Here is a 21001-nt window from a genome sequence, read left to right as displayed (position 1 = left end):
AATGCGTCCGGCGCGCGTTCCCAGTCCTGTCGGTGCCTGCTGGCATGATCAGTGCCATGGACGATCTCAAGGGTGTCGCGATCTCGCTGTTCTCGGGCGCTGGGGGATTGGACCTGGGTGCCGAGCAGGCGGGCTTCGTCGTCAAAGCGGCTGTCGAGCAAGACCGCGACGCTGCGCTCACCATGGAGAAGAACTTCACCGGCCTGGAGTCTCCGGTCATCCAGGCGAGCATCCTCGACACCTCAACGAAGGGCATCCTCCGCGCTGCCGGCCTCAAGGGACGTGAGCGTCCCGACCTACTCATCGGTGGGCCACCCTGCACGCCGTTCTCCAAGAGCGGGTTCTGGCTGGACTGGAAGCGGCAAGGCCTCGATCCGGACGCCTCCTTGCTGCAGGCTTACACACGGGTGTTGGCGGAAGCCAAGCCCCGCTTCTTCGTGCTGGAGAACGTCTACGCGCTGACCTACAACAACAGCGCTAGCCGTCCGTCGTACGAGCGGCTGCAGCGCGAGATCGTTGCGGCGGGCTACACATTCACCGCCAAAGTCCTCAATGCCGCTGACTTCGGTGTCCCGCAAGCCAGGCCCCGGCTATTCATCATCGGCGCTCGCAAGGGCGAGCGGCTGCCCGAGCATCCCGAGGCAACTCACGGCGGCCGTTGGGAGCGCCGCGCGACTGGTAGCGTCGAGCGCCCCCACGTGACGGCCGGCGAGGCGCTGGCCGGGCTGGTGACAGACCCGGAACCGCAGGAGGTCACCCGGGGTCAGTATGGGCGGCTCCTGCCCGACATCCCCCCGGGTGACAACTACTTGTACTACACGGCCGAGCGCGGGCACCCCGAGCCGCTATTCAAGTGGCGCAGCCGGTACTGGTCGTTCCTACTCAAGCTCGATCCCAATCGACCCGCGCCGACAATCCAGGCCCAGCCTGGCCCAAACGTCGGCCCCTTCCACTGGGAGAACCGGCGCCTGCGCGTCGCAGAAGTCAGGCGGTTGTTCACCTTCCCGGACTCATTCGAGCTGGTCGGTACTCGCAACCGTGTCCAAGCGCAGCTCGGCAACTCGGTGCCGCCGCTGCTCGCGCGACGGGTCATCGAGCAAGTCGCGCAGGCCTACTAATGCCGCTGGTCCTGGTTACCGACACGCCGACGCTCTGGGAGAGCGACTACGCCGACATCGTCGGGATTCAGTACGAATTTCCGGAACAGTACAGGTCTTACGTGTTGTCGGGCGAGCGTTTCCTCTATTACCGCGGGTCGCGTGGGAGAGGTCGCGGCGCTGTCGGCTACTTTGGAGAAGGTGTGGTCGGCGATGTCCACGCGAGCCGTAAGCCCGGCCACCTCATCGCCAGAGTGCACGACGTGCAGCTGTTTGACACCGCCGTCGACATTCGGGACCCGGGTGGCAACTACTGGGAGACCGGCACGGCGCGCGGCACCAACTGGGCCAACGGCGTTCGCCGCATCGGTGAGGATGTGTTCGAGGCTATTTCCGGCGCAGCTGCCTCGGCCGGCGTCCCGACGGAGCCGATCGACCCGACGTTGCAACGCGGCAATCCCGCCCACGCCTCCGCTATCGAGCGCTATTCGGTAGACGTCGTCATGTCGCTGCTGGCGGCCGAATTCGGGGCGGACCGGGTACGCGAAATGCCCGTCAATAACCCGGGATTCGACATCGAGGTGAAGCTAGTCGACGCCGCCAGCCTGCACGTCGAGGTAAAGGGCACCGTGTTGCCAGCGCCGGTCTTTCACCTGTCGGAGGGCCAGCGCCAGCATGCTGAGCTGCTCGGCGATCGATTTCGCTTGATCGTTGTGCACGAAATTGACGTCCGTCGACGGACGCACCAGGTATCGAGCTGCGCTGGTCCGCTCGGCCTTGACAGGGCGACATTGCAGCCAGCCAGCTGGACCGGCGTACTGACCGCAGCGCCCCAGCGCGGCGGCCGCCGCCCAACTGCGGCCGACGAGGGTGATATGGCGAGCTTGGACTGACCGCGATGGGAAGTTCAGTGGCGCTCCGTTATCGGGCGCTCTGAAAACTCAAGATTGTTCCGGCGTTCAGCAGACTTTCAGTAGAGCTGACTTCTGCACGGGGGACGGAGATCCGTCAGACGGGCAGCTTCCACACTTTGTCGTAGGCAATCTCCGCTAGCAACTGGCAGCGGGCCTCGATCTCGGCCGCGGACCAGGCCGATTTGTCGAGGACTCCGCCAATGTCGTAGACCAAGCCCTCGTTGGCGAGGATCTTCTTCTTCTTGACGAAGTCCTGGTTAGCGAGCTTGCTATTGACCGTCTCGCTAACTAGCAGCAGGTTGCCGATCGAGCCCACCGTCTCGATGGCGGCGCCGGCGGCGATCTGGTCCTGGGACATCAGGTGCTCAATCGTCAGGTTATTCAGCCCGGTCGTCGAGTTGGCGTGCCGCAGTAGCCTCTTCAGCACGTACTGAACGAGCTTCTTGTCTCTAGTGTAATCGTTGGTGAAAACAAATCGTTCCTGGAACGCGAGGATGAACTGGTCGCGCTCAGGACGGCGCTTGTTGAGCTTGTCCCGGATGTCCTTGAGCACGGCAGCTCGGGTCTGTTGATCGGCGCCAGCAGCATAAAGGTCCCGGGCCGCCTTTGCATACATCTGCGAAACGCCGCCACTGCTACTTAGCTGGCTCACTACGGTGTGCTGAAAGTGGTACCGCTCAATAGACTGCAGCGTCTTGTTAAACTGGGCTGCACTGAGTTTGGGCGAGGCCATCCGCGCGCGCATCAGTGCCAGCAGGAGGGGTGCGGGCTGGATTACGCCGAACAGCGCCAGGCCCTCCAGGCTGTCGAAAGCGGCGACCTCCTCGATGGGCCAGTTGCGTGAGGCCGGCTCGACGACTGCGCGGTAGAGTGGGCCGTCGACCGTCAACTGGGTGAGGCACTCCTGACCGGCCGCCTTTGACTTGATCGTTTTTTTGATGGCAGAGAATAGCTTGCGTTGCGAGACGTATTCAGCACGCGATTGCCACCAATGCAAGATGAATTGGTTGGCATCGATCCTGGACCGCCCGTCTGATGCCTCTAGCTGGTCGCGCATCTTGTCCCACTTGAGGCGGTAGGTATCCGCCTTCGCGTTGCGGGTGCCACGGAGGCGGTTAAGCAAATGATTCTTGAGGAGGTCTACGACCTCCAGATCTTTCCCTCGGCTGTTGAGCGTCTCGAAGATGATGTAGGCATCATCCTCGTTGCCGTGCTCGACCCAGATCACCTTCAGGCCGAGCAGGCGATCGCGGAGTTCGAGCAGCCACTTTTGGGGATGCTGTCGCTTCGCGCCCTCCGCCTCAATCAGTCGTTGCACCTGCTGAAGCGCACCCGACAGCGCAACTTCCTCTTCGGTGGCGGGCTCGATGGTGGGGTCAGGCGGCGACTTGAGGATGGCGTTACTCAGGAACGCGGAACTCGTCTCGGTCTGCAGGGTGAACTGCAACTCGTTGTTGCGATCCGCTTTCTCCAGGTACCGGTGCACGCCGTCCGCAAGCCTTGTTTCACCGAGATTCTCAAGCTGGTCGCGGAGCACGGCGAACATGATCGCGATAGTCGTGAGCCGCTGTTGGCCGTCCACGATACGACGGATCGGGTTCTTGGCATCCCGCCAGGCCACCATGGGGCCGATGAAGTAGCCGATCGCGTTGTCGAAGACGACATCGGTCCAGAAATCATCAAGGTTGGCGGCCTCCCAGCTATAAGGCCGCTGGAAGCGCGGGATGACGTAATAGTCCGCACCTACCAGCAGGTCCTCGATGGACTTCTTCTCAGGATTGAAGTCGATCACAGACACTCGAGTGCTCCGCTCACGTCGCCGCCACTGCCGGCTCAATGCTAGTGAGTCACGCTCGATGACGTGTGCGAAGTCGGCAGGCTCACGCCCGTCGGTAATGGCTCGCGGCGGCTCCTACCTGGCCTGGGCTCGTTCGGGCCACGCGCACGATGGCCGCGATGAACGCCCTGCGACGGCTCGTGACCTCACCGGAGCACGCCCCAGCCAGCATCCTCTAGAAGGCTCGTTGCTTCGACATCCTGGTTGATGATCCGAGCCAGCTTCGCCGCCAGTAGTCGGCATCCGCTTGGAACGGCACTCGGGCGTGCTGGGCGCACCCATGCCAGAGGCAACCGTCGATCGTGAACCGCCCCGGCGAGTCCGGAGACTCACCGGCTATAGAGTTCAGCGACGGCGAGTACGCGAGCAGTACAGACGTTGTACGTTTGTACGTCTAGGGCCGTTTATCGGCCTCGTCCGCAAGGCTCGTCGGTCGCGCCCTCCGAGCGGGCAGCCTGTGGACGGCGGACATGCCCCGGTCAGCCGGCGGCGTGGACGACCTGGCCGACGTCGACGAGCCGTACAGCAGCCAGCGCGTGACCCAGTGCTTCGTCCGCCCGGGACCGGATCGCCGGCGTGACCCGTTTGCCGCCGAACAGCGTGACGGTCTCGCGCACGAGCTCCTCGCGCGACATCCCCATCCCCGCCCGGCACAGGCCGACCATCGCGTTGCCGATTTCCTCGAGGCTGACCTCTTCGAGCGGACGCGGCGCGCCGGCGGACGGCGGCCGGAAGCCCGTCCACCCCCCACGTGGCCGGCTCGGCGGCCAGTAGAAGCCGTTCTCGTCGCGGCCGTCGGTGGGGAGGCAGGCCCGGATGGCCTCGGCCCGGGCCGCGGCGACCCGGGTCAGGTCGAACGCCGAGGCGACGAGCTTGACCAGGCGCGACTCGAGCACGGGCCCCTCGGTGTCGACCACCTGCGTCGCGACGTCCCACACCCGGCGCGTCGCGGCCGGCGAGGGCAGCGAGTCCAGGGTGTGCCTCGCCCGGATCGTCTCCGGCGCCCAGGCGACGAACGGCTCTGCACCCGGCACTCCGGGTTCCGGCCGAGCGTCGGCCGGCGGTTCGGGGTCCGGCGTCTGCTTAGTCATCGGCAGACCCTCGACGTGCACGTCGGGCAGGTCGCCGGTGTCCTGCCCCGACCGCACCGCCTCGACCCGCGCCACCAGCTCGGCCACCACGGCGTCGGGGTCGCGCAGCCACGCCGGCAGCCAGACCCGTTCGACTGCAGGCCATCTCAGCATCCGCGACAGCACCTCGACGGGCAGGCCGTCGCGGTCGCCGACGGTGCGGCGCCGCGCCCAGCCCGGGCCGTCGAGCAGCACCGCCACCAGCGGGCGCTCCGGCTCGCCCGGGGCGGCCAGGGTCAGCTCGATCCGGAAGTCCGAGAGCCCGACGTCGGTGCGCACCACCAGGCCCGCGGCCCGCAGCCGGGCGGCCACCTCGTCGCGGTGCCGGTCGACCACCGGGGGAGCGCCGACACGTCCACCGCCGTCCTCGAGCGACCCGGCCGCGAGGTCGAGGTACGCGCGCAGGTGCTTGATGCCCACCGACGTCGTCTCGTCGGCCCGCAGCTGGTGCGGGTCGAACGAGGAGAACACGACGACCTGTCGCCGGGCGCGGGTGACGGCGACGTTCAGGCGGCGCTCACCGCCGACCAGGTTGAGCGGGCCGAAGTTCAGCGGCAGCACGCCCTTGTCGTTCACCGAGAACGCGGTCGAGAACAGGATGGTGTCGCGCTCGTCGCCCTGGACGTTCTCCAGGTTCTTCACGAACAGCCCGTCCGGGTCGTCGAGCGCCTCGACGAGCCGGTCGTCGCCCGCGTCCCGCAGCAGCGACTCGACCAGCAGCCGCTGCGGCGCGTTGAAGGTCACCACGCCGATCGACGGTGCGGCGTCGGGGGAGGTGTCGAACCGCCGCCGGATCTCGGCGACCAGCGCGTCGGCCTCCACCGGGTTGGTGCGCAGCTGCCGGCCCTTGCCGGAGCGCAGGAACGTGCCGTCGACGCGGACCAGCGAGAGGCCGAAACCGGTTGCCGTGGAGTCGTTCCCGGAGCGCGGGCCGGGGAACGACGCCAGCCGGTCCTCGTAGTAGTGCCGGTTGCTGAACGCGATCAGCGACTCGTCCTGGCTGCGGTAGTGCCACGACAGCCAGTGCCGCGGCACCCGCGCCTGCACGCACTCGGTGAGGATGCTCTCCTCGTCGTCGACCGCCAGCACCGACGCGTCGAACGCCGCCTCGTCGTCGGCGCCCAGCCCTGGTGCCTGCGACGACAGCTGGGTGTCGATCACCGACTCGCCGGTCACCTCGGCGAACGACGTGGGCGGCATCTGCTTGCTGTCGCCCACCACGACCACCGATCGGGCGCGGCCCATCGCGCCGACGGCGTCGGCGACCCTGATCTGGGACGCCTCGTCGAACACGACCAGGTCGAACAACCCCGCCTTCGCCGGGAAGAACCGTGACAGCGAGTCGGGGCTCACCAGCACGCACGGCATCACCTGCGTGATCAGGTCGCCGTACTGCTGCATCAGCGCCCGCACGCCGAGACCGCCTCGCTGGCGCCCCAGCTCGCGCTGCAGCGCGCCGACCCGTCCCGTCGCCGTGTCGGCGCGGAACGGTCGCGCCCGCACCACCTGGCGCGGCAGCTCGGCCACCATCAGGTCGCGGACGGCCGTCGCCGAGCCGAGGAACCGGGCGATGGTGCGCTCGTGCGACACCGGGTCGAACCCGTCGAGGCCGCTGTCGGTGGCGCGCTCGGTCGCCGACGCCGCCGCGAGGCCTCGGTCGAGCGCCTGCACCGCCTCGTCCGCCGGCACCCGGCCGTCGCGCAGCTCACGCCGCGCCTCCCCAAGGTCCGCCCGCAGCGGCTCGATCGCCTGCGCGAAGGCGGCCCAGCGGCGCAACCCCAGCAGCTGGGGGTCGTCGAGGTCGCGGCCGTCGCGACCCGCCACCCACGCGTCGACCAGCGAGCCGCCCGCCCAGTCGGCGACGTCGTCGGGGTGGGCGCCGGTGGCGGTGAACAGCTCCTCGACCAGCTGCTGGGTACGACCACCCCACTCCCAGCCCGCACCCGCGTCGAGCCAGGCGCGTCGCGGGGCAGACGCCGGGTGCTCGGGAGCGACCGCCCGACCGCCCGCCTCGGCCCGGCGGACGGCGTCGTCCAGGTCGTCGAGGGCGCCGGGCGCGAACGCGTTCCACCCCGGTTTCACCCGCACACCCGCCAGTGCCTGCACCCGCGCCAGCAGGGCCTCGTTGATCTCCCGCAGCGGCAGCAGCGCGGCGAGGAGATCGGGCAGGGCGCGCAGGTCGACCTCGACCCCGCCGCGGACGACCGGCTCGACGTGCACGAAGACCCGACGCAGCCGGCCCTTGCGACCGAGGAAGAACGACGACGCCGCGTCCCTGGCCTGCTGGGCCAGCTCCGCCAGCTGGTGGATCGACAGCACGGTCGGCAGGAACGACGCCAGGGCGGGAGCCGGCTGCGCCGCGAGGGCACGGACCTGCGTCAGCAGCGCGTCGGCCTCGGCCCGCCACCCCGCGAGCCGGGTGCGGTCGAGCTCGTCGGAGCGCAGCCCGAGCCCGGTGAGCGCCCCGAGGCGTCCGAGCAGCTCGAGCTCGCGCGCAGAACCGACCGTCCGCACGACCTCGGCGTCCGCACCGGTCTGCGGCAGCCGCCGCACCAGCTCGTCAGTGCCGGCCCCGCCGCCCGCGCCCGCGCGACGTCGACGTCGCCGCCCGCGAAGCCCCACGGGTGGCGCGGACGGGGGCGCGCGGGGTCGGCGACGTCGGGCAGCGTCCGCAGGAGGTCGCGCATCGACGTGAGGTCGCCAGCCGCGGCGAGCAGCGACCTCGGCACCGTCAGCGTCGGTCCCTCGCCCGAGGCCAGGAGCGCGTCGCGCGCCGAGTACAGCGACAGCCCCGCGGCGTTGGGGGAGTGCAGCCGCCGTGCGTAGCGGTCGAGGGTGCGCCTCGACGCCCGCAGCTCCTCCTCCCGCGCGTGCAGCCCCTGCTCGTCGACCAGAGGGCTGTGCTCGAGCGCCTGCCTCACCTGTGCCCGCACGGTCGCCGGGCGAGACCCCTTGTCGTGCAGGTCGAGCGAGAACGGGCCCATGCCGACGGCGTCGAGCCGCTTCTGCACGACGTCGAGCGCGGCCCGTTTCTCGGCGACGAACAGCACCCGCCGTCCCTCGGCGACGGCGCGGCTCAGCAGGTTCGTGATCGTCTGCGACTTGCCGGTGCCGGGCGGCCCCTCCAGCACGAAGGAGCGTCCGCGGACGGCGTCGTGCACCGCCGCCAGCTGGGACGCGTCGGCCGGCACCGGGCAGGCGCCGGCGAGCTCGTCCAGGTCGACGTCGTCCTCGCCCACCGCGCCGTCGGCGAACGGGTCGGTCGGCGTGTGCACGAGGTGCCGGACGAGGGGGTTCTCGCAGAACGACTCCCAGCTCTCGTCGAGGTCCTTCCACAGCCGGAACTTGGCGAACTGCAGGATCGCGACGTGCGCGGTGTCCTCGACGCGCCACGGCCGTCCGGCCTCGGCCACGGCGACGCGCAGCGTGCGGAGCGCGGCGTCGAGGTCGGGCTCGCCGCCCTCGGGCAGCAGCTCGGGCACCTCGACACCGGCCTGCCGCAGCTTCTCCAGCAGGCAGTAGTTCGGTGCGGGGGCGCCGGTGTCGTCCTGCTCCAGCCGGTAGGTGCGTTGCCGCGCCCGCGCGACCAGGTGCACCGGCACGAGCACGACGGGGCTGCGCAGCGTCCGGCCGTCCCAGTCCCACACCAGCGACCCGAGGGCGAGGTAGAGGTTGTTCGCTCCGGTCTCCTCCTGCGCGGTGCGGGCGCGGTGGGCCAGCGCGCGCATCAGGGTGGGGTACGCGGCACCGGTGACGTCGGTCCAGACGGCCTCGCGGTCGTCCAGGGTCTGGGCGAGCAGGTCGGGCGGCAGCTGGCGGGCGTTCGTCACGCCGCGGGCCAGGTGCACGTCGTCGAGCGCGTCGGACGGGTACAGGTGCAGCGGGCGCCCGCGTCCGAGGAGGGTCGGGAGCGTGGCCGACCGCGCGTCCGGCACGGTCAGGGTGACGGCCGACCGGTCGGTGAAGTTGATCAGCCGGTTGCGCAGGCTGAGGTCGAGCAGCGCGTTCTTCCACCGCGCCACCCGAGGGGGCGCCGGCGAGCTCGTGGCGCGCTCACGGGGGGCCGGGTCGTCGGCCGCGCGGGGCGCGCTGCTGTGCGTGGCGGCCTGGTAGGTGACGACCTGCACCTCACCGGACGGGGTGCGTCCCCGCGCGGGCAGCGGCAGCACGTCGTTGCGGCGCGCCGTGAAGACGTCGACCACCCCGAGCACCTCGTCGAGGTCACCGGTGAGCCAGCGCGTGTACGCCGAGCGGTGCGAGGCGTCGACGTCGTGTGCCGTGTCGGTCGAGGTGACCATCGTGGTCTCGACCAGGCGGATCGCCCCGAGGTCGAGCAGGTTCACCACGGGCGCCACGTCGGTGAGCACGATGTTGCCCAGCGAGGTCTCCTCGCGCCAGTACCCGAGGAACGCGTGCCCCCTCACCATCCACAGCAGCGGGCGGATGCCGCACTGCTCCAGCACCGCCGCCAGCGCGACCACGGTGTCGAGGCAGGTGCCGACCCGCTCGTCGAGCACCTGGGTCGGCGTACGCACCCGCTGGCCGACGTCGCCCCAGCTGGCCGGAGGCTCGGCGTACCGGATGCCCCGGGCGCGAGCGGCGTCGAACACGGCGCGGACGACGTCGTCGACGCGCTCGGGACCGGACTGGTAGCCCTGCAACGACGCGCTCCCCGTCCGGTCGTGCAGCAGCGCCGCCACCTCGTCGAGCAGGGGACCCACCGCCGGGTCGTGCGGCATGACGAACGCCGCCAGCATCTCCATCGACAGCTCGGGCGGCTCGGCCAGCCACTGCCGCGCCGCGAGCACCCTCACGTCGGACGACGCCGTCGCGAGCTTCTCGTCGCCGAGCCGCAGCGTCGCGGTGACCCGGCCGGGCCGCTGCTCCTCGACCTGCAGCATCTGCGCCGGGTCGAGGGTGAGCCGGACGTCGGCGACCACGGTGCGGTCGCCGGCGGCGAGGTCGACGACGTGGGTGCAGGTGCTCGACAGCACGCCCTCGGCGTCGACCACGGCGAACTCGAGCACCGCCCCCTCGGCGTCGCGGTCGGACGTCACCGCCACCTCGTCGACGACGGGGATGCGGTTGTGCGCCATCGCGTACGAGACGACCGGCAGGCCGGAGAGCGCGATCGTCGTCGCGGTGGAGGTCCCCGTGGTCACCGGCACGACGGTAGAGGACCCGGCCGACACGCGGAGGTCAGAACCGGTAGGCGAAGCGCTCCAGGTCCTCCGCGTGCGCCGCCCCGACCAGGGCTCGGGTGCGGACGTCGTAGGCCCGCCAGTAGGCGCGGTCGCGGTCGGTGACATTGGTGGGCGGCACCTGCAGGTCGAGGTCCAGCAGGTCGCGCAGGTCCTGCTCGAGGTGCTCCATCCGCAGCACGACGTCGGCCTCCAGGACGTGGCCCGCGTTGAGCCGGCGCGGCTGCGCCGGCTCGCCGACCGCGCGCGTCACCCAGGTCGCGAAGTCGAGCGTGATGGCGTCGACGACACTGTCGAGCGCCCCGGGCGTGTGGTGCACCCACGAGGCCGGGTCGCGCAGGTCCTGCACCCAGCGGTTGCGCTCGTACTCGGCCACGTAGAAGTCGAACGGGTTGCGTGTCGTGGTGACCACGCGCAGGCCGTGGTCGGCGTCGAGCAGACCCGCGGCGACGAGCTGGGTCGCGGTCCCGTGCTTGGCGTCGACGCCGGCGACCCGCACCGCGTCGGGGGGAGGCACGGCGACGACGTCGCGGTGGGCCCCGCAGCGCCGCGATCAGGGCCGTGCTGCCGGTGCCCGGAGCGGCGGTGAACAGCAGCCCCGCTGCGGCGTCGACGATGGCCACGGTCCCGGGACGCTACCCGAGCCCGGCGACGCCGACCTGTTCGCCACACCCGGCGTCAGCTGTCGGTCGCGAGCGCTCCGACTGCCGACCGCGCGGTACCCGGTCGGGCGGCGCGGGACCACGCGTCCGAGGGCTAGCGTCGACGTCATGGCCGGCACCTACACCGTCACCCGCACCACGACGATCCAGGCCCCGCCGGAGGTGGTGTGGTCGCACGTGGTCGACCTGCACCGCTGGGAGGCGTGGTCGCCGTGGGAGGGCATGGACCCCGACCAGCAGCGCACCTACACGGGAGCGGAGTCCGGCGTCGGGCAGCACTACGCGTGGTCGGGCAACCGCAAGGTCGGCCAGGGGAGCATGGAGATCACCGAGGCGGACGCCCCGCGCCGGCTCGTGATCGACCTGCAGTTCGTGAAGCCGTTCCGGTCGAGCAACACGACCACGCTCGAGCTGCGTCCCGAGGACCGCGGCACCTACGTCACCTGGTCGATGACCGGGCCGCTCACGCTGATGACCCGGGTGATGGGCTTGGTCCGGAGCATGGACAAGCTCCTCGGTCCCGACTTCGAGAAGGGGCTCACGGCGCTGAAGTCGGTGAGCGAGCAGCGGGCCTGAGGGCGGCTGTCGGAGCGTCCCGTCACCCTGGGCCGGTGGACCCCACCGACGACGACCTCACCCAGGAGCTCGCCGACCGCCTCGGCCGCGAGCCGCGCGAGCTCGCCGACGCGATCGGGGCCCACTGGCGTCGGCACGACCTCTCGCCCGACGACACCGAGCTGGTCCGCGCCTGGGTGACGGACGACGACCCGCGACGCCGCGAGCTCGCCCACGCCCTCGACGAGGGCACGGACTGGTACGTCGCCGGGGAGCCGGCCCTGGTCGTGCTCGGCATCCGTGGCCCCGACGCGGTCGTCGCCCGTCCGGTCGGGGAGTGGCTGCACGGCACGCACGGCCTGGCGTACCTGCCGGGCGTGGTCGCGGTCGTCGACGCCCAGCACCTGACCGCGCTCGGCGAGCAGGTCGAGGCCGTGGTCGCCTCGCGCCGTCGCAGCCTGCGGATGTGCCGCTACTGCCGTCGCCTGACGCCGCCCGAGCACCGCTTCTCCCAGGACGTCTGCCACGGCTGCGCGTCGACCTGGTTCGGCGTCGTCTACTGAGCGGGCTCCTCCACCCGCAGCACCAGCACGGCGATGTCGTCCTCGACCTCGGGCGCCAGGTCGGCCATCAGCAGGTCGGCCACCTCCTCGGCGTCGAGGTCGGCCCGCCCGCCGAGCCGCTCGGTCAGCCAGCCGAGACCGCGCTCCAGCGAGTCCGTGCGCCGCTCCACGAGCCCGTCGGTGTAGAGCACGACGGTGCTGCCCGGGCGCAGCACGACCTGGTGGTCGTGGCGGGAGGCCGAGGCGCGCACACCCAGCAGCAGGTCGGGGATGGCGGTGAGCATCCGCGCGGAGCCGTCCGGCTCGATCAGGACGGGCGGCAGGTGGCCGGCGCTGGTCCAGCGCAGCACCCGAGAACCCGCGGGCTCGTCGTCCGGGCCGTCCTCGACCCGGGCGAGCACGGTGCTGGCGATCGTCCGGACGCCGAGCCCCTCCATCGCCTCGTCCAGGGCCGTGACGACGGCGCTCGGCGGCTCGCCCAGGGTGAACGCCAGGGCCCGCAGCAGGTTGCGCACCTGGGCCATCGCGGCCGCCGCCTCGCGGTCGTGCCCGGTGACGTCGCCGACGGTCAGCATCAGCGCGCCGTCGTGCCCGATGAAGGCGTCGTACCAGTCGCCACCGATCTGCACCTCGTGCGCGGCCGGCTGGTAGCGCACCGCGACCCGCACCCCCGGCCGCTGGACGGGGGTGGCGAGCATGCTGCGCTGCAGCGCCTCCGACAGCGCGCGCTCGTCCTGCAGGATGCGCCGCTCGGCCTCGAGCAGGTCGAGCCGGTCGATGCCCTGCCGCACCGTGGCGGCGACCAGGTCGAGGAAGGCCAGGTACTCCTTGTCCGGCGGGAGCAGCGGGTTGAGCGCGACCACGAGCACCGGCGGGTCCGGTGCGTCGCCCCCGTCGGCTCGCAGCGGCACCCACGCCACGGTGCGCTCGTCGACCTGCTCCACGAGCGGACCCGACTCGGGCAGCGCCTCGCGCGGCGCCATCGGCAGCCCGTCGCGCGGCGTCGCGGACGCCCGGCCCGTCGCGCGGGGGTGGCGGTAGCCGATGGCGGGCAGGTCGGGGTGCTGCAGGTCGGCCAGGTCGGCGACCAGGCCCGGCACGCCGTCGCGCTCGCTCAGCGCGTCGACCCGGCCCCCGAGGTGGGCGAGCAGCTCGAGCCGGCGCCGGTCGATGACCTGGCGGCTGGTCTCCTGGGTGATGTCGACGACGCCCTCGATCGCGCCGTCCGCGCCGTGCACCGCCGAGTACGAGTAGGTGAACCAGCACTCCTCGAGGAACCCGTTGCGCACCAGCGGCAACCGCTCGTCCTCGACGTACCAGGAGCCCTCGCCGGCCAGCACCGACTGCATCCGGGGGCCGACCACGTCCCACGCCTCGGGGAAGACGGCCTCGGTCAGCGCGCCGAGCGCGTCCGGGTGCTTGGTCCCGATCATCTCGGCGTACGCCGAGTTGTAGAGCAGCACGAAGTCGGGGCCCCACAGCAAGGTGGCCGGGAACCGGGTGTGCCAGACGGTCTCGACCGCCTGCCAGAGGGCGGGGCTCCAGGTGGACGGCTCACCGACCGGCGAGCGGGACCAGTCCACGCCTTCGTACGCCTCGCGCAGGGCGCCAGCACGCTCGAACAAGCGGTCGTCACCTCCCCGTCCGCCGGGTGGCCGGGCCGGGGCGCCCGACGACCGCTCCACCATCAAACCCGACGACAGGCCCCCAGACGAGCGGAACCGCCGTGAAGGAGGTCACCGCATGCGGCCGCTGCGGCCCTGACCGATGATCAGCGGGTGCCCGAACCTGCGCCCGCCACCCGCAGCGAGGACCGCAGGACCGACGAGCAGCCCGACCCGCGCCGCTGGAAGGCGCTCGCGGTCTGCCTCGTCACCGGGTTCATGTCGCTGCTCGACGTCAGCATCGTCAACGTCGCGCTCCCGTCGATCCGTGAGGGCGTCGGCGCGTCGGAGGCCGACCTGCAGTGGGTCGTCTCCGGCTACGCGCTCGCCTTCGGTCTCGTCCTCATCCCCGCCGGGCGCCTCGGCGACGCCCGCGGCCGCCGGATGGTGTTCGTCGCCGGCGTCGCCCTCTTCACGCTCTCGAGCCTCGCCGCGGGTCTGGCGCCGACCCCCGAGGTGCTCGTCGCGGCACGCCTGCTGCAGGGCGTCGGCGGTGGCCTGCTCAACCCGCAGGTCTCCGCGCTGATCCAGCAGCTCTTCCGCGGCGCCGAGCGCGCCCGGGCCTTCGGCATGTTCGGCACCACCGTCGGGATCTCGACGGCCGTCGGCCCGCTCCTCGGCGGCGTCATCATCGGCGGACTCGGGGTGGAGGACGGCTGGCGCTGGATCTTCTTCGTGAACCTGCCGATCGGCGTCGCCGCGATCGCCCTGGCGATGCGCTGGATCCCCGCGGACAGGGCCGACAGCAGGCGCCGCGAGTCGCTGGACCCGGTCGGCGTCGTGCTGCTCGGCGCCGGCGTGCTGGCGCTGCTGCTGCCGCTGGTCGAGGGGCGCTCCGGCGGCGCCGCCACCGGCTGGTGGCTGGTGCTCGTCGGGGTCGCGCTGGTGGTCGCGTTCGTGCTGTGGGAGAAGCGGTTCGCCGCCCGTGGTAAGGAGCCGCTGGTTGACCTCGCGCTGTTCGGCGTCCGCGGCTACACCCCGGGTGCCGTCGTCGGCTCGGTGTACTTCGCCGGTTTCACCGCCGTCTTCTTCGTGCTGACCCTGCTGTTCCAGGAGGGACTCGGCTACAGCGCCCTGCAGGCCGGCGCCGCGACCACCCCGTTCGCCGTCGGCGGTGCCGTCACCGCCCTGATCGGCGGACGGCTGGTCACCCGCTACGGCCGACTGGTTGTCACCGGCGGCCTCGTCACCGTCGTGCTCGGCCTGGTCGCCGTCGACGTCGTGCTGTCCCTCGTCGACGGTCCGGCGCTCGGCTGGGCGCTCGCGCTGCCGCTGCTCGTCGCCGGCATCGGGTCCGGCTTCGTCATCTCGCCGAACATCACCCTCACGCTCGCGGACGTCCCGGTGCAGCGGGCCGGCACGGCCGGGGGAGTGCTGCAGACCGGCCAGCGGATGGGGACGGCCACCGGCATCGCCCTCGTCGGCGCGGTGTTCTTCGCCGTGGCGGCCGACGGCGACCTGCAGCACGCCGCCGCGATCGCGCTGCGCGTCACCCTCGTCACCGTGCTGGTGTCGCTGGCCGCCAGCCTCGTCGACCTGGTGCGCCGGCGCCGGGCCGCCGCGTCAGACGGCTGAGGCCACGCGGCGCAGCGCGTCCAGCGTCCGGTCGACGTCGTCGTGCGTCGTCGACCACCCGCACACCGAGATCCGCAGCACCGCCCGTCCCTGCCAGGTCGACCCGGTCGTCCACGCCGTGCCGTCCTCGAGCATCCCGGCGACCACGGCGCGCGTCCGCTCGTCCGACCCGAACGACACGCAGACCTGGCTGAACACCACGTCGTTGAGGACGGCGGCGCCGGGCACCCCCGCCAACCCCGCCGCGAAGCGGGACGCGTTGTCGCAGAACGACTCCACCAGACCAGCGACACCAGAGCGGCCGAGCGCCCGCAGCACCGCCCACACCGGCACGGCCCGGGCCCGGCGCGACAGCTCGGGCACCTTCTCGTACGGGTCACCGGCGGCGTCGCGCACCAGGTACGCGCCCTCCATGCCCATCGCCGCCCGCAGCGCGGCCGGGTCGCGCACGACCGCCAACCCGCAGTCGTACGGGACGTTCAGCGTCTTGTGCGCGTCGCTCGCCCACGAGTCGGCGCGCTCGTAGCCCGCGACGAGGTGGCGGAGCCGCGGCGACGCCCCGGCGAACAACCCGAAGGCACCGTCGACGTGCACCCACGCGCCGTGCGCGTGCGCCACCTCGACCGCCTCGGCGAACGGGTCGAAGGCACCGGAGTGGACGTTGCCCGCCTGCAGCACGACCACCGTCGGCCCGTCGTCGCTCGCCTCCAGCGCCGCGGTGAGGGCGGCGACGTCGAGGCGCCCCTGCGCGTCGGCCTCGACCACCTCGGGCGCACCGAGTCCCAGGTAGCGCAGGGCGAGGTCGACGGTGTCGTGCCGCTCGGCACCGACCAGCACCCGCACCCGCGGGCCGCCGAGCAGGCCGCGCTCGGCGACGTCCCACCCGACCCGGCGCAGCAGCTCGTCGCGCGCCGCGGCGAGGCAGGTGAAGTTCGCCATCGTGCCGCCGGTCACGAACCCGACTGCCGATCCGGCCGGCAGCCCGAGCAGGTCGAGGAGCCAGGCGGAGGCGACGTCCTCGCAGGCGGTGTTCAGCGGTGTCACCGTGCGCAGCCCGGCGTTCTGGTCCCACGCGCTGACGAGCCAGTCGGCCGCCAGCGCCGCAGGGTGCGTGCCCCCGATGACGAAGCCGAAGAAGCGTCCGGACGGCATCGCGGTGAGCCCGTCGTCGGCGACGCCCGCGAGGTGCTCGACCACGTCCTCGGCCGGTGTCGGCCCGTCGGGCAGCTCGGTGCCCAGCGCGGTGACGAGGTCGGCCACGCCCGACCGCGGCGGCACGGGCCGGTCGCCGAGGGACGCCAGCCACCCGCTCGCGTGCCGGTGCGCGGTGTCGAGGGCGGCGCCCAGCTCGTCCACGGCGTCCGGCTAGGGCTTGACCGCCAGGACGGGCACGCGCGCGTGCAGCAGCACGCGTTGCGCGACCGAGCCCATGAAGAGCTTGCCGACCGGGGTGCGGTGCCGCAGGCCGATGACGACCATCGTGGCGCCGACCTCGTCAGCCACCTTCAGCAGCTCGTCGGCGACGTCCTCGCCGACGGTCTGGCGCACCTCGTGCTCGACGTCGCCGAAGCGGCCCTCGAGCCCGGCGAGCGCCTCGGGCGAGGCGAACCGGTCGTCGACGAGCTGGTCGCCCTTGGAGGAGTTGACGACGACGACGCGAAGGCCCCGCCGCCGCGCCTCGACCAGGCCCGCCTCCAGCGCGGCCTCGCCGTACTCGTTCGGGATGTACCCCACGACGACGGTCACCGCGACACCTCCTGGTCGGTCCTGCTCCTGCGCGTGCGCACCATCCTGGCGGCGAACGGCGCCACCAGCACCACGACGACCAGCGCGTAGACGACCAGCGCCAGCACCTCGTCGAACAGCCCCGTCACCGCGCCGTTCGACAGGTCGAGCGCCTCGCGCATCTTCGTCTCCAGCAGCGGGCCGAGGATGACGCCGAGGATCAGCGGCAGCACGGGCAGGCCGAAGCGGCGGATCGCGAAGCCCACCAGGCCGAACAGGATCAGCAGCAGCAGGTCGAACCCCTGCTGGTTCACCGCGTACGCACCGAGCGCGGCGAAGAACAGGATGCCCGCGTACAGCTGCGGCCGGGGGATGCGCAGCAGCCGCGCCCACACCGGCGCCAGCGGCAGGTTGATGATCAGCAGCAGCGCGTTGCCGATCAGCAGGCTCGCGAGCAGCGTCCAGACCAGGTCGCCCTGGTCGCCGAGCAGCTCGGGACCCGGCTGGATGCCGTACGACTGCATCGCGGCCAGGATGATCGACGCAGTCGCGGTCACCGGCAGGCCGAGCGCGAGCAGCGGCACGAACGTGCCTGCGGCCGAGGCGTTGTTGGCCGCCTCGGGCCCGGCCACGCCCTCGATCGCGCCCTTGCCGAACTCGTCGCGGCGTCGCGACAGCCGGCGCTCGAGCAGGTACGACAGGAAGGTCGGCGTCTCGGCGCCACCTGCCGGCACGGCGCCGAACGGGAAGCCGATCGCCGTGCCGCGCAGCCACGGCCCCCACGAGCGCTTCCAGTCCTCCCGGCCGAGGAACGGCTGCCCGACCGGGATGATCTGCAGGGGTGTGCGGCGCAGGTGCGCGGCGACCCAGAGGGCCTCACCGAGGGCGAAGACGCCGACGGCCACCACGACGATGTCGATGCCGTCGGCCAGCTGCAGCTGCCCGAAGATCAGCCGCGCCTGCCCGGTCGAGAGGTCGAGCCCGACGAGGCCGATCGTCAGCCCGATGGCGAGGGCGATGAACCCGCGCAGCTTCGACGAGCCGAGCACCGACGTCACCAGCACCAGCGAGAACAGCATGATCGCGAAGTACGACGGCGCACCGATCTTCACGGCCTGGGTGGCCAGCGCCGGCGCGCAGAGCACGACCAGCAGCGTGCCGATCGTCCCGGCGATGAACGAGCCGATGGCGGCGGTGGCGAGGGCCTGCGCGGCGCGTCCGGCCTTGGCCATCTTGTTGCCCTCGATCGCCGTCATCACCGACGACGACTCGCCGGGCGTGTTCAGCAGGATCGACGTGGTCGACCCGCCGTACATCGCGCCGTAGTAGATGCCGGCGAAGACGATGAGCGCCTGCACGGGGCCGAGCCCGTAGGTGAGCGGCAGCAGCAGCGCGACGGCCATCGCCGGGCCGATGCCGGGCAGCACGCCGATGAAGGTGCCGACGACGACGCCGAGCGCGGCGTACAGCAGGTTGGTCGGCGTGAACGCCTCGGCGAGGCCGCCCCAGAGCAGCTCGAGCGCCTCCATCACAGGATCCCGTCCAGCACACCGGGTGTCAGCGGAACGCCGAGCGTGACGTAGAAGAAGTACCAGGACCCGACCGACAGCACGACGCCGACGACCACGTCGCGCAGCACGGTGCGGCTGCCCAGCGACCAGGCGCACCCGGCGAACAGCACCGCACCGACGATGGCCCAGCCGAGCAGGTTGACCGTCAGCATGGTCAGGACGAGGAACCCGAGCAGCTTCACGACCGTGAGCCAGTCGGGCCGCTGGGCCAGATCGACGTCCTCGCCCTCCTCGCCCTCGGCGCGGTCGCCACGCGCGGTCGCCACGGCAAGCAGGACGGCGAGCAGCACCGTCCCGGCGCCGATCGCGTACGGGAAGACGCGGGGTCCCACGGGGTCGCCGAAGCCGACGTTCAGCGTCGAGGCGTCGTAGATCGTCCAGAGCCCGACGACGGCCAGGACGGCCGCCAGCCCGTACTGCGCCCTGTCCACCGCGGGTCGGGGTTCGGCCTTCGTCAGCGACGTGGTCACAGCAGCCCCAGCTCGTCGAGGGTGGTCGAGACCCGTTCGTCCTGCTCGACGAGGAACTCGTCGAACTCGTCACCGACGATGAACGCGTCGGTCCAGCCGTTCTCCTCCAGCGCGGTCTGCCACTCCTGCGAGTCGTGCATCTCCTCGAGGTAGGTGACCAGCTGGTCGCGCCGCTCGTCGCTGACGTCCGGGGGAGCGAGGACCCCGCGCCAGTTCACGAACACCAGGTCGATGCCCGCCTCGGTCAGGGTCGGGACGTCGGCGAGCGACTCCTGCGGGTTGCGCTCCTCGCCCGACACCGCGAGCACCCGCAGCTCGCCCGACTCGATCTGCCCCTCGAACTCCGACAGCCCGGAGAACCCGACCTGGATCTTGTTGCCCAGCAACGCCGACGTGAGCGGACCACCGCCGTCGTAGCTCACGTAGTTGACCTCGCGGGCGTCGATGCCGAGCGTGCTCGCGAGCTGCATCGGGAACAGGTGGTCGGGCCCGCCCGGCGACGACCCGCCCCCGACCGTGATCGAGCCCGGGTCGGCCGTCCACGCCTGGGCGAGGTCGTCTATGGTCTCGAACTCGCTGTCGCCCGGGACGAGCACGCCCTCGGACTCGGTGATGAGCCTGGCCAGGGGAGTGGTGTCCTGCAGCGAGAAGTCGCTGCCGAACGAGTAGAGCGACCCGACGACGCCGAGGCCGACCGTCATCATCGTGTGCTCGTCGCCCGACTTGCCCATCAGCGTCGCCATCGCGGCCGAGCCGCCCGCGCCGATGATGTTCTGGACGGTGAACGAGCCGCCGGTGATGCCGGCGTCCTCCATCGCGGCGACCGCCGCGCGCCCGGTCTGGTCGTAGCCGCCACCGGGGGAGTTGGGGATCAGCATGTCGAGGTCGCGGCTGTCGTCGCCGCGGGTCACCCCGCACGCGGACAGCGCGACCACCAGCAGCAGCGTCCAGACCGAGGCCCCGAACCTCCTGCGGTGCGTGCGTGCGGGCACGTGCACCACCTCCGACGTCGACGTCGGGCGCCATCCTGCTCCTGCCCGGAGCAGAACGCACGCATCCGGGTCGCAGCGCACGGTCCGCGATGTGCTGTGATCGGGGCCGGGGACGGACGCAGGGAGGTGCGGCGTGGACGGCGACCCGTGCTGCACGCCGTCGAGGGGCGGTGCCCGCGACTGCCGTCCGCCCCGGACGCAGGACGGTGCCCGGCAGGCCGAGGCGGCCCTCGGCCTGGTCCCGGTGCCCGGCGGGACGTTCCGGATGGGGTCGCAGGACGCCGACGCGGTCCCCGGTGACGCCGAGGGGCCCGTCCGCGACGCGCACGTCGACGCCCTGCTGGTCGGCCGGGGCACGGTGACCACCGCGCTCTGGTCGGTCTTCGCGGACGCCACCGGGTACGTCACCGACGCCGAGCGGTACGGCTGGTCGTTCGTCGTCCGCGCCCTGCTCGCGGACGACGCCCGCGACGCCGTGCTCGACGCGCACGTCCCGGGCGCGCCGTGGTGGGTGGCGGTGCGCGACGCCTCCTGGCGGGCGCCGTCAGGGCCGGGCTCCGGCACCGGGGGACGCGAGGACCACCCGGTCGTGCACGTGTCGTGGGACGACGCGCAGGCGTTCTGCGCCTGGTCGGGCACCAGGCTGCCGACCGAGGCCGAGTGGGAGCACGCCGCGCGCGGCGGGCTGGTCGGCGCCCGCTTCCCCTGGGGCGACGAGGAGCCGCTGGGGCCGGGAGGTCCGCGGTGCAACGTCTGGGAGGGCGCGTTCCCCGAGCCGTCGCCGCACGACACCGGCACCGTCCCCGTCGACGCGTTCTCCCCCAACGGGTTCGGCCTCCGGAACCTGGTGGGCAACGTGTGGGAGCACTGCCAGGACCCCTGGCTGCCCGGTGCGGCCGAACGGGTCCTGCGCGGCGGCTCGTACCTGTGCCACGTCTCGTACTGCAACCGCTACCGGGTGGCGGCCCGCAGCCGCACCACCACCGACTCGTCCACCGCGAACACCGGGTTCCGGGTGGTGCGCGACGCCGTGCCCTGACGGCAC

General features: G+C 71.9%; 16 protein-coding genes. 6 read left to right on the top strand and 10 right to left on the bottom strand.

Annotated elements, in window-relative coordinates:
* Positions 1-56: 56 nt before the first annotated feature.
* Both ACYVKY_RS09730 and ACYVKY_RS09725 read left to right on the top strand, forming a co-directional pair.
* Positions 57-1118, top strand: a complete 1062-nt coding sequence (locus ACYVKY_RS09730; protein WP_460434773.1) for a DNA cytosine methyltransferase — start codon at positions 57-59, stop codon at positions 1116-1118.
* Complete coding sequence (locus ACYVKY_RS09725; RefSeq protein WP_460434772.1) at positions 1118-1990, top strand: protein NO VEIN domain-containing protein; 873 nt, start codon at positions 1118-1120, stop codon at positions 1988-1990. The genes ACYVKY_RS09730 and ACYVKY_RS09725 overlap by 1 nt, the downstream gene beginning before the upstream one ends.
* A gap of 115 nt (positions 1991-2105) precedes the next feature.
* On the opposite strand, the gene ACYVKY_RS09720 is transcribed toward ACYVKY_RS09725, so the two are convergent.
* The 4 genes from ACYVKY_RS09720 to ACYVKY_RS09705 form a co-directional block, all read right to left on the bottom strand.
* The gene (locus ACYVKY_RS09720; RefSeq protein ID WP_460434771.1) at positions 2106-3803 is read right to left on the bottom strand and encodes a DUF262 domain-containing protein; all 1698 of its coding nucleotides are present in this window, start codon (positions 3801-3803) and stop codon (positions 2106-2108) included.
* Positions 3804-4327: 524 nt separating this feature from the next.
* On the bottom strand, positions 4328-6178 hold the full coding sequence (locus ACYVKY_RS09715) for a DUF3320 domain-containing protein (RefSeq protein WP_460434806.1): 1851 nt from the start codon (positions 6176-6178) through the stop codon (positions 4328-4330).
* Positions 6179-7356: 1178 nt separating this feature from the next.
* Positions 7357-10140 carry a DUF4011 domain-containing protein gene (locus ACYVKY_RS09710; protein ID WP_460434770.1) on the bottom strand — a complete coding sequence of 928 codons (2784 nt, stop codon included), beginning with the start codon at positions 10138-10140 and terminating at the stop codon, positions 7357-7359.
* Positions 10141-10177: 37 nt separating this feature from the next.
* A complete protein-coding gene (locus ACYVKY_RS09705; RefSeq protein ID WP_460434769.1) occupies positions 10178-10696 on the bottom strand; it encodes a hypothetical protein in 519 nt (172 codons plus the stop codon).
* Positions 10697-10949: 253 nt separating this feature from the next.
* Here ACYVKY_RS09705 and ACYVKY_RS09700 point away from each other — a divergent pair, with 253 nt between their 5' ends.
* Complete coding sequence (locus tag ACYVKY_RS09700; protein WP_460434768.1) at positions 10950-11417, top strand: SRPBCC family protein; 468 nt, start codon at positions 10950-10952, stop codon at positions 11415-11417.
* A gap of 35 nt (positions 11418-11452) precedes the next feature.
* Positions 11453-11959 (top strand): hypothetical protein, encoded by a 507-nt coding sequence (locus ACYVKY_RS09695; protein WP_460434767.1) that lies wholly within the window; start codon positions 11453-11455, stop codon positions 11957-11959.
* Here ACYVKY_RS09695 and ACYVKY_RS09690 read toward each other — a convergent pair.
* Positions 11953-13584 (bottom strand): SpoIIE family protein phosphatase, encoded by a 1632-nt coding sequence (locus ACYVKY_RS09690; protein ID WP_460434766.1) that lies wholly within the window; start codon positions 13582-13584, stop codon positions 11953-11955. The genes ACYVKY_RS09695 and ACYVKY_RS09690 overlap by 7 nt on opposite strands.
* A 153-nt stretch (positions 13585-13737) precedes the next feature.
* Between ACYVKY_RS09690 and ACYVKY_RS09685 the strand changes: the two genes are divergently transcribed.
* A complete protein-coding gene (locus ACYVKY_RS09685; RefSeq protein WP_460434765.1) occupies positions 13738-15198 on the top strand; it encodes an MFS transporter in 1461 nt (486 codons plus the stop codon).
* On the opposite strand, the gene ACYVKY_RS09680 is transcribed toward ACYVKY_RS09685, so the two are convergent.
* The 5 genes from ACYVKY_RS09680 to ACYVKY_RS09660 are packed head-to-tail and all read right to left on the bottom strand — an operon-like array spanning position 15187 to position 19962.
* Positions 15187-16554 carry a pyridoxal phosphate-dependent decarboxylase family protein gene (locus ACYVKY_RS09680; protein WP_460434764.1) on the bottom strand — a complete coding sequence of 456 codons (1368 nt, stop codon included), beginning with the start codon at positions 16552-16554 and terminating at the stop codon, positions 15187-15189. The genes ACYVKY_RS09685 and ACYVKY_RS09680 overlap by 12 nt on opposite strands.
* Before the next feature lie 9 nt (positions 16555-16563).
* Positions 16564-16944 carry a universal stress protein gene (locus ACYVKY_RS09675; RefSeq protein ID WP_460434763.1) on the bottom strand — a complete coding sequence of 127 codons (381 nt, stop codon included), beginning with the start codon at positions 16942-16944 and terminating at the stop codon, positions 16564-16566.
* The gene (locus tag ACYVKY_RS09670) at positions 16941-18452 is read right to left on the bottom strand and encodes a tripartite tricarboxylate transporter permease (protein ID WP_460434762.1); all 1512 of its coding nucleotides are present in this window, start codon (positions 18450-18452) and stop codon (positions 16941-16943) included. Before ACYVKY_RS09670 ends, ACYVKY_RS09675 begins: the two co-directional genes overlap by 4 nt.
* Positions 18452-18964, bottom strand: a complete 513-nt coding sequence (locus ACYVKY_RS09665; protein ID WP_460434761.1) for a tripartite tricarboxylate transporter TctB family protein — start codon at positions 18962-18964, stop codon at positions 18452-18454. Before ACYVKY_RS09665 ends, ACYVKY_RS09670 begins: the two co-directional genes overlap by 1 nt.
* Positions 18961-19962, bottom strand: coding sequence for a Bug family tripartite tricarboxylate transporter substrate binding protein (locus ACYVKY_RS09660; protein WP_460434760.1), 1002 nt, complete (start codon positions 19960-19962; stop codon positions 18961-18963). The genes ACYVKY_RS09665 and ACYVKY_RS09660 overlap by 4 nt, the downstream gene beginning before the upstream one ends.
* 127 nt (positions 19963-20089) lie before the next feature.
* On the opposite strand from ACYVKY_RS09660, the gene ACYVKY_RS09655 reads away from it, so the two are divergent.
* A complete protein-coding gene (locus ACYVKY_RS09655; RefSeq protein ID WP_460434759.1) occupies positions 20090-20995 on the top strand; it encodes a formylglycine-generating enzyme family protein in 906 nt (301 codons plus the stop codon).
* Positions 20996-21001: the final 6 nt, after the last annotated feature.

The sequence above is a fragment of the Angustibacter speluncae genome (assembly GCF_054777815.1).
The sequence above is the reverse complement of the archived record's forward strand: the minus strand, read 5'-3'. Positions and strand labels throughout refer to the sequence as shown.

Coding starts and splice junctions, on each gene's coding strand:
- ACYVKY_RS09730 (WP_460434773.1), top strand. CDS start 57: ATGGACGATCTCAAGGGTGTCGCGATCTCGCTGTTCTCGGGCGCTGGG.
- ACYVKY_RS09725 (WP_460434772.1), top strand. CDS start 1,118: ATGCCGCTGGTCCTGGTTACCGACACGCCGACGCTCTGGGAGAGCGAC.
- ACYVKY_RS09715 (WP_460434806.1), bottom strand. CDS start 6,178: ATGCCGCCCACGTCGTTCGCCGAGGTGACCGGCGAGTCGGTGATCGAC.
- ACYVKY_RS09700 (WP_460434768.1), top strand. CDS start 10,950: ATGGCCGGCACCTACACCGTCACCCGCACCACGACGATCCAGGCCCCG.
- ACYVKY_RS09670 (WP_460434762.1), bottom strand. CDS start 18,452: ATGGAGGCGCTCGAGCTGCTCTGGGGCGGCCTCGCCGAGGCGTTCACG.